Source organism: Streptomyces sp. NPDC051211 (assembly GCF_040689505.1).
Lineage (GTDB): Bacteria > Actinomycetota > Actinomycetes > Streptomycetales > Streptomycetaceae > Streptomyces.
Genome location: NZ_JBFBAV010000046.1, coordinates 18,906 through 32,379, shown reverse-complemented (window position 1 = coordinate 32,379; position 13,474 = coordinate 18,906). Strand labels below are relative to the sequence as shown.

Annotated in this window: 7 protein-coding genes; 2 read left to right on the top strand and 5 right to left on the bottom strand. The window is 71.1% G+C overall.

The genetic code is table 11. The features are described 5' to 3' along the window. Positions 1 to 21 precede the first annotated feature (21 nt). Together AB0447_RS30755 and AB0447_RS30750 are read right to left on the bottom strand one after the other, a co-directional pair. Positions 22 to 3,936, bottom strand: a complete 3,915-nt coding sequence (locus AB0447_RS30755) for an SDR family NAD(P)-dependent oxidoreductase (protein ID WP_366480119.1) — start codon at positions 3,934 to 3,936, stop codon at positions 22 to 24. After that, positions 3,933 to 4,715, bottom strand: a complete 783-nt coding sequence (locus AB0447_RS30750; RefSeq protein WP_366480118.1) for an alpha/beta fold hydrolase — start codon at positions 4,713 to 4,715, stop codon at positions 3,933 to 3,935. Before AB0447_RS30750 ends, AB0447_RS30755 begins: the two co-directional genes overlap by 4 nt. Before the next feature lie 407 nt (positions 4,716 to 5,122). On the opposite strand from AB0447_RS30750, the gene AB0447_RS30745 reads away from it, so the two are divergent. Then, complete coding sequence (locus tag AB0447_RS30745) at positions 5,123 to 5,899, top strand: AfsR/SARP family transcriptional regulator (protein ID WP_366480116.1); 777 nt, start codon at positions 5,123 to 5,125, stop codon at positions 5,897 to 5,899. Here the strand turns inward: AB0447_RS30745 and AB0447_RS30740 are convergent. Next, positions 5,896 to 7,410, bottom strand: a complete 1,515-nt coding sequence (locus tag AB0447_RS30740) for a tryptophan halogenase family protein (protein ID WP_366480127.1) — start codon at positions 7,408 to 7,410, stop codon at positions 5,896 to 5,898. The two genes, AB0447_RS30745 and AB0447_RS30740, sit on opposite strands and share 4 nt — an antisense overlap. A 410-nt stretch (positions 7,411 to 7,820) precedes the next feature. Here AB0447_RS30740 and AB0447_RS30735 point away from each other — a divergent pair, with 410 nt between their 5' ends. Beyond that, positions 7,821 to 10,022, top strand: a complete 2,202-nt coding sequence (locus AB0447_RS30735) for a DPP IV N-terminal domain-containing protein (protein WP_366480115.1) — start codon at positions 7,821 to 7,823, stop codon at positions 10,020 to 10,022. A gap of 87 nt (positions 10,023 to 10,109) precedes the next feature. Here the strand turns inward: AB0447_RS30735 and AB0447_RS30730 are convergent, their stop codons facing one another. Both AB0447_RS30730 and AB0447_RS30725 read right to left on the bottom strand, forming a co-directional pair. Further along, on the bottom strand, positions 10,110 to 13,025 hold the full coding sequence (locus AB0447_RS30730) for a BTAD domain-containing putative transcriptional regulator (protein ID WP_366480114.1): 2,916 nt from the start codon (positions 13,023 to 13,025) through the stop codon (positions 10,110 to 10,112). A 239-nt stretch (positions 13,026 to 13,264) separates the two neighbouring features. Next, positions 13,265 to 13,474, bottom strand: coding sequence for a hypothetical protein (locus AB0447_RS30725; protein WP_366480113.1), 210 nt, complete (start codon positions 13,472 to 13,474; stop codon positions 13,265 to 13,267).

Here is a 13,474-nt window from a genome sequence, read left to right as displayed (position 1 = left end):
ACCACTCGTGCCGGCTGAGGATCAGTCAGCCCGTTTTTCGTTGATGATTGCGGCCATGCCGGCCACGGTCGGCAGTTCGTACAGCTCCTGGGTGGTGACCCGGAATCCGAGCTTGTTGTCGACGAGTGCCAGCAGGCGGGTGGCGCGCAGCGAATTCCCGCCGAGTTCGAAGAAGGAATCGTCCCTGCCGACTTCCGGTCGGTTGAGCGCATCGGACCAGATCAGAGCGAGGTTGCGCTCCAACTCGGTGGCGGGTGCGGTGTACGTGCGGCTCGGCTTGTCCGCTGCGGCGTCGTGCAGCAGCTGGGCGGCGTCCACCGCACCGTAGGCGTCCCTCGGGATGCGGGGCACTGCGACGATCCGAACCGGTACCGAGGAGCTTTGCACACTTTCCGCGATGGCGGCACGCACGGAATCCTGGTCCGTCACATCGGATATGTAGGCGATGAGGATTTCACTCACCCGCAATGTCTGCGGGACGAGTTCCTCGACGATCGACGGATTCTTCAGGTCGAGCCCGACCACCAGGTAGTGGTGGTCCGAGGCCACCGCGTCCAGGAAGAGGCGCAGGCCGCTCTCCTGGTCGATGGAGCGGAATCCGCGGTGCTCGGCGGCCGCCGAGGACTGGGACTTGTTCATGCCCACGCCGGTCCACATGCTCCAGGCGAGGCAGTGCACCGTGCGCTTGCGCTCGTGGCGCCAGTGGTCGGCGAATCCGACGAGGAAGCTGTTCGCGGCGGAATAGGCGCCGAAGGAATGGCCGCCGAATTCGCCGTTGACGGAGCCGAAGAGGACCAGGGAGGCGTTCGGCCGGCTTTCCAGCGCCTTCGCGACGGCCAGCGTGCCGGCGACCTTGGCGCCGTACTGCCGGTCGAAGGTCTCGCGGGTCTCCCGGGCCAGGGTGTGCTTCTCCAGCTCGGACCACTGGCCGGTGGGGTCGGCGGCCGCGAGGTGCAGGACGCCGTCCAGCGGGCGGCCCCAGCGGGCCTCCGCCGCGGCGACGGCGGCCTCCAGGGCGTCCTCGTCGGCGACGTCGAGCTGCTCGTACGCGACCTGGCCGAGGCCGGACAGTTCGGCGAGCCGGGCGGCCTTCTCGCCCTCGGCGGGCGAGCGGCCCACCAGCAGCAGCCGGATGCCGAAGCTCGCGACCAGGTAGCCGGCGATGTCGTGGGCGATGCCGCCGAGGCCGCCGGTGATCAGGTACAGCCCGCCCGGGACCACGGGCTGCGAGGCGAGGCCCGCGCCCTCGTCCTCGGGGACCGGGACGAGCTTGGGCTGCCAGCGCTTGCCGTCGCGCGAGGCGACGACGCCGGTACGGGTCCGGTCGGCGAGCTCGGTGCGCACGGCGGCGGCCCAGTCGATCGGGCAGGGCGTGAGGTCGAGCTGCCGGACGGCCAGCGGGGCGGCCTCGCTGACGGCGGTTCGGACGAGTCCGGGCAGGGCACAGGAGCCCAGGTCGACGGTGTCGCCCTGCTGGACGTACACCGCGCCCGAGGTGACGACCAGCAGCAGCGGGCGGCCGAACTCGCCGTCGGCGAGCACCGAGACGAGGGCGGTGAACTCCTCGGTGGCGGCGGCCAGCCGGTCGGCGGCGGCACCGGAGCGGCTCATCACCGGCAGGGTCAGCACGACCGTGCCGATCTCGCCGTGCCGGGAGGTCACCTCGGTCAGCAGCCGGCGCAGGTCGGTGCGGTCCGTGGCGCGGACGCGGTAGCGGTCCGGGCCGTCCTCGGCGTAGACCGCACCGCGGCGGGCCGCGACGACCTGCCCCTGGAGGTCCAGCCACTTGACGTCCAGGTCGGCGCCGAGCGCGAGCGTCACACCGGATGCGGCGGCGGCCGCGGAGTCTGCGTTCTCGGGGGCCGCGGGGGCCGCGGCGGCCGTGGCGGCCGCCGGTTCGGGCAGCTGCACCCACTGCCGGCCGAACAGCCAGGTGTCCTCGCCCTCCTCCTCGGCGGCGGACCCGGAGGCGGCGGCCAGCCGGTCGGCGAACGCACCGGCGCGCAGCGCGGTGACCAGCGCGGCCCGCTGGACCTTGCCGCTGCCCGTCTTGGGGAACTCCGCCTCGGTGACGGGGATGATCAGGTCGGGCGAGACGCCGGCCTCGCGGACCAGGATGGCGCGCACCTCGGCGGCGGTCCGGTCCAGCGTGTCGGCGTCCCAGCCGGTCGGGACGAAGAAGACCGCCAGGTCGTCGGAGCCGGCGCCGGGCTCGCGGACGCCGACGGCGGCGGAGAAGGTCACCCGCACCCCGTCGACCCGCTCGACGACGCTCTCCAGCTCGTGGGCCATGTAGTTGATGCCGCGGACGATGATCTGGTCCTTCTTGCGGCCCGCGATGACGACCTCGCCGTCGTGGACGAAGGCCAGGTCGCCGGTGCGGAACCAGCCCTCGGAGTCGTAGGCCTCGCGGTTGGCCTCCTCGTTGGCGAAGTAGCCGCGCATGATCGTGGGGCCGGTGATGGCGAGCTCGCCCATCCGCCCCTCGGGGAGCACGGCTCCGTTGTCGTCGACGATGCGGATCCGCACGCCGGGGATCGGCCGGCCGACCCGGGACAGCACGACCGCGTCCTCGTGGCCGGGGTCGAGGTGGCGTACGTTCCCCTGGAGCGAGGCCGGGTCGATCGCGACGGTGCCGGCTGTGCGGTCCTCGCGGCTCTGCCGGGTGTAGGTGACGCCGGAGCAGGTCTCGGACATGCCCCAGCAGGGGACGATCGCGTCGGCCGGCAGCCCGTGCGGGGCCAGCAGCTCCAGGAAGCGGTGGCTGGTCGCCGCGACGACCGGCTCGCCGGCGTCGGAGATCTCCCGCAGGCTGGAGAGGTCCCAGGAGCCGGCCCGGATCTCGTCCGCGCGCTCGTTGATCAGCGCGAAGGCGAAGTTCGGCGCCCAGACGTTGGTGGCGCGGTAGCGCTCGATCCAGTCGAGCCACTGCAGCGGGTCGGCGAGGAAGTGGTTGATCTTGGCGTTGACGTGCATGCACTGCAGGAACACGTCGCGGACGTTGTAGTAGGCGACCGTGACGTGGTCGAAGGGCATCCAGATGAGGCTGACGTCCTCGCTGGTGAGCCCGCAGTGCCGGATGACCGAGTGGGAGCGGGCCACGACGCTCGCGTTGGTGTGCTGCACGCACTTGGGGACGCCGGTGCTGCCCGAGGTGAGCAGGTTGAGCACCGGGGAGTCGGCGGTCGCGGGGAACCAGTCGTGGTCGGGCTCGTGGCCGGCGAGGTCCTCGGCCGTCAGGATGCGGACGTCCGGCTCGTTCCAGAGCTCGCGTACGCCGGCCAGCGCGCCCGCGGTGGCCGCGTCGGTGACGAGCACCGGCCGGCCGAGCAGGTTCCAGGCACCCAGCAGCTTGCGGTTGACCTCGTTCGGGGTGGTGTAGGAGGTGGCCACGGCGACCGGGGTCGGCACGAAGCCGCCGAGCACGCAGGCCCAGAAGGCGGTCAGGTAGCCGCGGTTGTCGTCGAACACGAACAGCGCGGCGTCGCCCGGCTTCAGGCCGGCCGCGCGGAAGCCGGCCAGCACCCGCTCGGCCGAGGCGAGCAGCTCGGCGTAGGTCTGGAAGACGTCCTCCTCGCCGGCCCGCAGGTAGACGGTGCCCTTGCCGGGGGCCTGCTCGGCCGCCGCGCGCAGGGCTTCCTGCAGGGTGGCCGGGGCGCCGGCGGGAACGATCAGGTCGCCGCCGTAGAGGTCGGCGGCCGGGCCGGCCGGCAGCTCGTCCGCCGCGGCGGGGGCGGTGTCCGCCACCGGCGCCGGGTCGGGCTGCCGCACCGGGGCCGGGCCCGGGGCCGCGGCCGGGGCGGGCTGTGCCGCAGCCGGCTCGGAGGCCCGCACCTTGCGGGCGACGGCTACCGCGTCGAAGACTCCGGGGACGTCCTTGGCCGCGGCGGTGAGGGCGGCGAGAGCCTCGTCGCCGAGCAGCTCGGGGGCGGTCATGCGGTCCTCCCGTGGGTGTTCAGGATCTTGCTGCTGATGACCGAGACCACGTCGGCCGGCGATTCGAGGAAGTAGAAGTGGCCGCCGGGGTAGAGCTCGGTGCCGAACTCGGCGGTGGTGAAGTCCCGCCAGCGCTCGACGTGTTCGAGCGGCGCCCGCGGGTCCTCCTTGCCGGTGAGGACGGTGATCGGGATGTCCAGCGGGGCGGCGTCGACGGCCGGCTCGTGCTGCTCCCAGAGGGCGAAGTCCGCGCGGAGCGTGAAGAGGAGGGAATCCATGACGTCCTCGTCCTCGGCGATCTCGGGGTCGAGGCCGCCGAGGGCGACGATCTCGGCCGCGAGGTCCTCGTCGGAGAGGTCGTGCAATCGACGCAGGCCGCTCTCCCCCGGGGCCGGCTGCGCCGACAGGAACAGCTGCTCCGGTCCGCGGCCGCCGCGCGCCCGCAGCGCCTTGGTCAGCTCGTAGGCGAGCGAGGCGCCGCCGGAGTGCCCGAAGAAGGAGAACGGGCCGTCGAACACCGGGCGCAGCGCGTGGCTGAGCACGTTGACGAGCGGTGCGACCTCGGTGAACGGGTCCTCCGCGATACGGTTCTGACGGCCCGGCAGCTGCACGGCGATCAGCTCGATCTGCGGCGGGAGCAGTCCGACCCAGTCGGCGTAGGCGGCCGCACCGGCGCCCGCGTGCGGGAAGCAGATCAGCCGGTGGGTCTGTTCCTGGCGCTTCGCGCGCCAGATGTAGGGGCTTTCGGGGACCAGTTCCTGGCTTTCCAACGGCAGCATCTGCTGGCTACTCCTCGCTCCGGCGAAGGTTTTCTGTACGGGAAGACGGCGGTTCGGCACACCGGCGCGGGTCACACCACGGCGCACGGCATCAACAAATTCCGCGATCTGAAGATCGACAGCAAAGCTGTCCGAATGAACCTTACGCTCCCCCCTGGCGCGAAGTCGTCAGTGCAAGTCGGGTAATCCGGCCCCTCACGACGCCCACACCCTCATGCGAACGCGCCATCGGAGTCAAGCTCCTTTCGCGGCGCCCCCGGCACCCCGGAGGGCTGCCCGGCGAGAGGACCGGCCGGTTCCGTCCCGTCGACAGGACAGAACCCGCCAAGCCCCGTCACCGCATGGACACCGGCGGATTCCCGGGCTTATCTCATAAGACGTCAATGCGGATCTGCGAGGGTATTTCGATGGAGTACGGGATTCTGGGACCCGTGGAAGTGCGGGACGGCGGCGCCGATATTCCGCTGGACGGGCCCAAGCAGCGAACGGTTCTGGCGGCCCTGCTCATCGCCGAAGGCTCTTTCCTTCCGGACACGGAACTGAGCCGGTTCCTGTGGGGGGAGCGTCCGCCGCGGACGCTGAACGCGCAGATCTACACCTACGTATCGCGGATTCGCCGGACGCTCGGCCCGCGGGCGGTCATCAACCGCGGTCCGCACGGATATCTGATGGAGATCGGGGCCGCTTCCTTCGATCTCGCCGAATTCCGGAAACTCGCCCTGCGGGGTCAGTTGGAGCTGGTCGCCGGGCGGTATCCGGAGGCCTCCGGACTGCTGCGGGCGGCCCTGGCGCTGTGGCGGGGGCCGGTGCTGGCCGATGTCTCGGAGCAGCTGGCCGCCTCCGAGGGGCCGCCCATCGAGGAGGCCCGGATCTCGGCGCTGGCGAGCCGCATCGAGGCGGACCTCGCGGTCGGCATGCACCAGCAGGTGCTGCCCGAGCTGACCCGGCTGGTCGGCCAGTACCCGCTGCACGAACGTTTCCGCGCCCAGCTGATGACGGCGCTGTACCGGTGCGACCGGCAGGCCGAGGCCCTGGCGCTGTACGACAGCGGCCGGCGGATGCTCGCCGGCGACCTCGGCCTGGAGCCGGGGCCGCTGCTGCGCGAGGTGCACCAGGCCATCCTGAGCGCCGACCCCGTGCTGCACCGCCCCTCCGGCCGGCCATGGCCCTCCCGGTCCGGTTAGACCGACACCCCCAGCTGGGCGAAGTACTCGTACTGCGTGGGCAGCGCGTCGACCAGGGCCCGCGCGGTGTCCCTGACCTCGGCGAACTGACGGCGTGCGGCCTCCTCGTCGGCCAGGGACACCGCCGACGACGCCCGCAGCGGCATGGCGCCGGTGCCGAGCAGGATGCAGGCGTACGAATCCGGGGTCAGCCGGGGACGGGCCGCGGGGCCGCCGTCCGCCGCGTCCGGCATCCGCACCCGCCACCCCTCGATGCGCTCGGCCAGCGCCCGGGGCAGGGACCGGGTCTTGGTGTCCCGCCAGTACTGCGAGTCCTCCCGCGCCGCGCCCCGGTAGTGCAGCGCCAGGAAGTCCCGGGCATCGTCCGTCACCCGGGCCACCGAGGCGTTGTAGGCCTCGCGCAGCTCCGGCTGCCAGTCGGCCGACGGGAAGTTCCGGACCAGCTCCTCGACCGCGTGGTGGACGAACGAGGCCCCCGAGGTGGCGAGCGGTTCCACGAAGGAGGCCGAGGCGCCGACGGCCACGCAGTTGTTCTTCCACGCCTGCCGGCTGCGGCCGAACCGGAGCGTGCCGTGCACGGCCTCCACCTCGGCCGCCTCCGGGCCCACGAAGGCGCGCAGGGCCCGCTCGGCCTCCTCCGCGGTGCAGTAGTCCCGGGCGTAGACGTAGCCCGTGCCGAGCCGGCTGACCAGCGGAATCGTCCAGATCCAGCCCGCGCTGCGGGCGGTCGCCGTGGTGTAGGGGGCGATCCCGCGCGCCCTCATGTCCGCGGGGACCTGGAGTGCGACCACGCTGTCGTTGGGCAGCACGCCCTGGTAGGAGACGAAGGGGACGCGCAGGGCCCGGTTGATCAGCAGGCCCTGGAAGCCGGTGCAGTCGATGAACAGGTCGCCGTGGACCTCCCCGTGCTCCCTGGTGACCAGGTGGCCGATCCAGCCGCGCTCGTCCAGGCGCACCTCCGCGACCTCGTCGACGAGGCAGCGCACGCCGCGGTCCAGGGCGTACCCGCCGAGGTATTCGGCGAGCAGCGCGGCATCGAGGTGGTAGGCGTAGGGGAGGTGCCCGCCGCCCGTGCCGTCCCGGCCGGGGCCGGCGGTCGGCGAGCCGTCGAGGTGCCGCGGGCTGCGTCCCGCGTCGCACAGCGAGGCCACCACGAAGCAGTCCCGGTCGAACCGGCCGCTCGGCCCGTTGTGCAGCCACCATTCCGTCAGCGGAAAGCCGTCGGCCGACGGGGTCTGCTCGAACGGGTGGTAGAAGTGCTGCCCGGGACGGTTCCAGTCCTGGACCCGGACGGCCAGTTTGTACGCGGCATTGCAGGCCGGCATCCAGTCCTCTTCGGCGAGGCCGAGGAAATCGAAGAACCGCCCGATATCGCTGAAGGTCGTCTCGTCGGGCAGGGGGCCGGCATCACCGGATCCGTTCTCGATCAGTGTGACGGAAATCCGGTCTCCGAATGCGGCTTTGACATAGGAAGCGGTCATCCAGCCTGCGACTCCGCCACCGACGATCACAACGTTCTCGGGGTTCCGCGTACCCACGACAGCACCTCAGTTCATACGGCCACTTACGTACACAACCCAATGTGACATTCGGTTCTACGAACCATCTATATATGTCCTGTCGGACTGCCTGGCGGGAGCCTTCGTCCGCCCGTCCGGTGTCCTGTCGACGGGACGGGCGGGCACCGTCGCGGGCTGCGGCGAACTGGTCAAGGAACGGGTGGGGTGGCGATGATGAAGGCGGCCCCGGTAAGGAAATCTGCGCTGCGCGCTCACGTTCCGATTCACGGACGGAATCCGTACACCCACTCCGAAGGAAGGGCACACACCCGATGCACTCGACCGAACTTGACGTGCAGGCCTATCAGACGGCGGAGCGGCTTCTCCGGCACAACCGAAAAGAACTCGTCCGCAGTGACAAAGTGAAGCCGCGGTGGATTGAAGCCGGCAGCCGTTTCTGGTACACGGTCGGCACGGCCGAGGGAAAGAGGTTCGTCCTCGTCGACCCGAAGACCGGCACCCGGACGCCCGCCTTCGACCACGAGCGCCTGGCGGCCGCGCTGGCCGCGGCCTCGGGCCAGGAGGTCGACGCCGCGGCGCTGCCCTTCCCGGCGATCCAGCCGGTCACCGGAGCGGTCGAGTTCGACGCCTTCGGTGAGCACTGGCGGTGCCGCCTGGACCACTACGCGGTGGAGAAGGCCGACGGCGAGGCTCCCGGCAACCCCCTGGCCGTCCCCGCCCCGGACCGCAAGCACGCCGTCTACCGGGCCGGGCACGACCTGCGGGCCCGGTCGCTGGACGGAGCCCGGGACTGGGCGCTGACCTCCGACGGCACCGAGGGCCAGGACTACGGCGCCAACCCCGACTACCTCATGTACTCGACCCTGCTGGGGAAGATCGGGCTGCCGCACCTGCCGCCCGCCGTGGCATGGTCCCCGGACTCGGCCCGGGTGCTGACCCACCGCACCGACCAGCGCGGCGTCCGCCGGACCCAACTGGTGGACACCGCCCCGGCGGGCGGCGGCGAACCGGGCCTGCTCTCCCCGCGCTTCGCCGTCCCCGGCGACGAGCACATACCGCTCGCCGAGTTCGTCGTGTTCGACATCGCCTCCGGCACGTCCACCGTCGCGCAGGGCGAGCCGGTCGGCATGTCGATGATGTCGCCGGTCTTCCAGAAGTGGGCGTGGTGGACCGAGGACAGCTCGGCCGTCTACTACCTCAACCGGACCCGCGACCACCGCACCCTGAGCCTGCACCGCCTCGACCCGGTGTCCGGCGAGGTCCGCACCCTGGTGACCGAGACCGGCGACACCCGGGTGGAGCCCGCGCAGCAGCAGCTCCAGCAGCCCCTGGTCCGCGTCCTCTCCGGCGGCAGCGAGGTGCTGTGGTACTCGCAGCGCGACGGCTGGGGCCACCTCTACCTGTACGGGGCGGACTCCGCCGAGCCGCTCGCGCAGATCACCTCCGGGCCCTGGGGCGTGCAGGAGATCCTGCACGTCGACGAGGAGCAGCGGGTCGTCTACTTCACCGCCTCCGGGCTGGTCGAGGAGAACCCGTACCGCCGGACCGTCTGCAAGGCGGGCCTGGACGGCTCCGGGTTCACCCGGCTCACCGACGACACCCTCGACCACGTCGTCACCGTCCCGCCGAACGCGGAGTACTTCGTCGACTCGGCCTCGGCCGCCGACACCCCGCCGGTCATCACCGTCCGGGACTGGGCCGGCCGGGTCCTCGTCGAGCTGGAGCGCGCCGACATCACCCTGCTCGAGGAGGCCGGCTGGACCGCGCCCGAGCACTTCACCGTCACCTCCGCCGACGGCACCATCGACATCCACGGCCTGCTGTACAAGCCCCACGGCTTCGACCCGGACCGCAGCTACCCGGTCATCGACACCCCGTACGGCCTGCCGACCGCGAACCGGGTGAGCCCCTCCTTCGACCCGGGCTACTACGGCTACGACGCCGAGGTGCTGGCCGCGCTGGGCTTCGTGGTGATCGCGGTGGACGGCCAGGGTTCACCGGGCCGCAGCAAGGCCTTCCACGACGCCTCGTACGGCAACCTGGGCGACGCCTGCGGCCTGCCCGACCACGTGGCGGCGCTGCGCGAACTGGCCGCCACCCGGCCGTGGATGGACCTGGACCGGGTCGGCGTCACCGGCATGTCCTCGGGCGGCTACGCCGCGGTGCGGGCGATGCTCCAGTACCCGGAGCTGTTCAAGGTCGGCGTCGCCGAGTCCGGCATGCACGACTTCCGCCTCCTGGAGCCGGGCCTCGGCGAGGGCTACCACGGCCCCTTCGACGAGGCCGACTACACGGCCACCTCGAACGCGGAGCTCGCGGACCGCCTGGCCGGCAAGCTGCTGCTGATCCACGGCGGCCTGGACGACCGGGTCTCCCCGCAGCTGACCCTGCGGCTGGCCGAGCGCCTGGTGCAGCACGGCAAGGACTTCGACCTGGTGATCGTGCCGGGAGCCGACCACATCTACTTCGGCTACGAGCACTACGTGAACCAGCGCCGCTGGGACTTCCTGGTCCGCAACCTGCTGGGCGTCGAACCGCCGGCCGGCTTCCGGCTGCCGCCGGTGCCGATCGACATGGAGGCGCTGGCCGAGCTGTTCGGCTGAGCCCCCGTCCCGGCGCACAGGTAAAGGTGCCCCCGGCCCGGATCTCTCCGGGCCGGGGGCACCTTTCGTCATGTGCCGCGCCGTCGGTCAGTCCACGAGGGCGCCGAGCGCCTCCTCGACGCGCTGTAGCCAGACCGGGGCGCCGACGTCTGTGAACTTCTGCTGGGCGGTGAGCAGACGGCTGCGCGCCTCGTCGGCGTGACCGCGCTGCTTCGACACCTTGGCGAGGGCCAGGCTGATCTGTCCGGCGGCCAACGGATTGTTGCCCTGCTCAGCGATGTCCTGTGCGTCCACGAGCGTGGTCTCCGCGAGTTCCACGGAGCCCTTGGCGAGCCGGGTCTCCCCGAGACCGAGCAGAGCCATGGCCAGGCCAAGCATGTCGGACTTCTCCTTGACGATGCGCACCGTGCGGAGGAACGACTCCTCGGCCTCGCCCACACTTCCCAGGGCGAGCTGCACCTGGCCGAGCCGGAAGAGTGCCTGCGCGAGATTGCGCGTGACGTTCGGGCCGGTGCTCTCCTCGACCCGGACGGAGTCCAGGGCGAACCGCATCGCCTCCTCCAGCCGTCCTCGGTCCAGCTCGATCGCCGCCATGTTCTGCAGGCTGTGCGCCTCGCACAGGTGGTCCCCCACCTCGCGGAAGACCGGAAGGGCTTCCGTGAGGCGGGCCATGGCGGTGTCCAGGTCACCGCGCTGGCGGTCGATCATGGCCATGCAGCGGAGAGTCCACGCCCGGCCCGTCCGGTTCCCGGCATCCGTGTAGAACCGCAGCGCCCGCTCGAAGTGCGGAGCGGCGGCGTCGTAGCTGCCGAGCATCTCCAGCGTGCCGAGGTTGTAGTGCATCGCCGCCTGGCCGAGCTCGTCGCCGAGGTCGTGCGCAGCACGCAGGGCCTCCTCGCAGCAGGTGCGCCAGTCCTCCTTGTAGTTGCGCATCGAGAAGAAGGTCCCCGACGAGGCCGTCAGGTCCCAGGCGATGTCGGCCACGCCGGCCCGCGCCGCCTGCCGCACCGTGGCCACGATGGCGAGCCGCTCGGCCTCGTACCACTCCAGCGGAGCGGCGAGCAGCTCCTCCATCAGGTGCGGGTCGATCCGCCGTCGCTGGACCCTGCTGTGCGTGACGGTGCTGTTGGGGAACACCGCCTGTACCGCCTCCTCCGCCAAGGTCACGAAGGTCCGCCGGAACCGGTCGACGGCGGCCTGCCGGTCCGGCTCCGGCTCGTCCCGCTCCGCACACTCGGAGGCGTACAGACGCAGCAGGCTGTTGAACCGGTAGCGCAGCTGGCCGGTGGCGTCCATGTTCACCACTTCGAGGAACTGGGCGTCGACCAGGTGCTCGATGAGCCGCTCCGCGTCGAGCACCTCGTTGTTGAGCAGTGCCGCGGCCACCCAGGCGGTGAAGTCCGGTACGTCGAGGAGCCCCAGCCGTCGGAAGAGCCGGGCCGAGTCCGTAGGCAGGTACCGGTAGCTGAGCGCGAAGCTCGCACGGATCTGCGACTCCCCCTGGCTCAGCTCGTCCAGCCTGCGCCGTTCGTCGCTCAGGCGTGACACCAGGAACTTCACCGGCCAGTGCGGCTTGGAAGCGAGCCGGGCCGCGGCTATCCGCAGGGCCAGGGGCAGCTGTTCGCAGAGCTGGACCAGCCGGACGGCGTCCGCGCGCGCCGGGGTGATCCGGCGCTCGCCGACGATCGTCGTCAGGAGCTGTACGGCCTCGCCCTCGGACAACACGCCCAGGTGTACCCGGGCTTGGGACGGCCAGGCGACGAGCTGTTCCATCTGGTCCCGGCTGGTGACCACGACACAGCACTTGCCGCTGCCCGGAAGCAGCGGACGAAGCTGGGTGTAGCTGCGCGCGTTGTCGAGGATGATCAGAACCCGCCGGTCCGCAAGCAGACTGCGGTACAGCGAGACCCGCTCATCGGGCTCCGTCGGGATCTGGTCGGCGGGCACGCCCAGGGCTCGCAGGAAGCGGCTCAGCACTTCGTGCGCCTTGGTCGGATCGTGGTGCTGGTCGTATCCGCGCAGGTCGGCAAAGAGCTGACCGTCCGGGAAGTGCTCGGCGGCGCGGAAGGCCCAGCGGGTGGCCAGCCCGCTCTTGCCGATGCCCGCGGCGCCGGTGATCAGGCCGATGGTGGAGGAGCGGTCTTCCTCCGACGCCGACACCAGGCTGTCCAGGGCGGCGAGTTCCTCCTCGCGCCCGGTGAATCCCGGCACGTCGGGGGGCAGTTCGGAAGGGATCGAGTGCACGGGAACGGCAGACGGACGCTCCGGCGTGGGGGCCACGGCCGCCAGCAGGGGGTCGTCGCGCAGGATCGCGTCGTGCAGCTCTTGGAGATCGGGACCCGGCTCGATACCGAGTTCGTCGATGAGATGGCGGCGGGCCTCGCGGAACGACTCCATCGCGTCGGCTCGGCGACCTGACCGGTACTGCGCCAGCATCAAGTGGTGCCGGAGACGTTCCCGCAAGGGGTACTCGCGGACCCGTGCAACCAGTTCGGGAATGAGTTCCTGGTGCTGGCCCAGTTCGAGGTGGACGAGGGTGGAGTCGTCGTAGGCGTTGAGGCGGTGCTCTTCGAGGCGGTCGGTCTCGTCGTCGATGACCTGGCCGCCCACGCCGGCGAAGGCGGATCCGCGCCAGAGTCCGAGCGCCTGCGCGTAGTGGTGTGCCGCTTCCTGAAGCCGGCCTTCCCTGGTGTGCTGTTCGGCGGACTGCACGAGCCCCGCGAATTCCAGGGAATCGATCCGGTGGCCCTCGGTTTTGAGGAGATAGCCCGGGTGGGCGGTGACGATGACGTCCTCCGCGACGCCCGCGGCCTTGAAGATCTTGCGGAGAGCCGCGATGCAGATGGCCACCTGGGTCCGTGCCGTGGTCGGCGGATTACTGTTCCAGACCGTCTCGACCATGGTGTCCACGGAAACGACACGGCCGGGAGTGAGCAGGAGCAGCGCGAGAATGGCGCGCTGGCGTGCACCGCCGAGCGGTATGTCGTCTTCTCCCGCGGCCACTTCCAGTGGCCCCAGTACCTTAAAGCTGAGTTGTGCCCCCACCTCGCCCCCCGTCCATTGAGTCCTGATCTGCAGCGAACCCCAATGTAGGTCACCAGCAGGGAACTTCCAGCGAGAAGCGTGGGTCGTCGTCACCTTCGGAGCGCCCGATCGGGCGGGTGACGGGAAGCCGGTGCGGGAACGGAGATTCTTCCTCGAACATTCCCTCGGCGGGTGGGTGGATCGCTTGGTGGTACGGGCTACCAGGGGCCGTTGTCGTCCAGCAGCCCGGCGTCTGCGGCAGCCGGCTTCGCGCCCCACGGACCGTTGTCGTCCAGCTGCGCGGCCTGCGGCGCACCCCACGGACCGTTGTCGGCGGCGGAGACTCCCGCGGAGGCGAATATCGCGGTGCCGGCGATCAGGGCGACGGTGAGGGACTTAACGGCGGCCTTGGCGGTGGTGTTCATCAT

Bases quoted from the DNA above. Each gene is read 5' to 3' on its own strand.
- AB0447_RS30755 (WP_366480119.1), bottom strand. From the start codon at position 3,936: ATGACCGCCCCCGAGCTGCTCGGCGACGAGGCTCTCGCCGCCCTCACC.
- AB0447_RS30750 (WP_366480118.1), bottom strand. From the start codon at position 4,715: ATGCTGCCGTTGGAAAGCCAGGAACTGGTCCCCGAAAGCCCCTACATC.
- AB0447_RS30745 (WP_366480116.1), top strand. From the start codon at position 5,123: ATGGAGTACGGGATTCTGGGACCCGTGGAAGTGCGGGACGGCGGCGCC.
- AB0447_RS30725 (WP_366480113.1), bottom strand. From the start codon at position 13,474: ATGATGAACACCACCGCCAAGGCCGCCGTTAAGTCCCTCACCGTCGCC.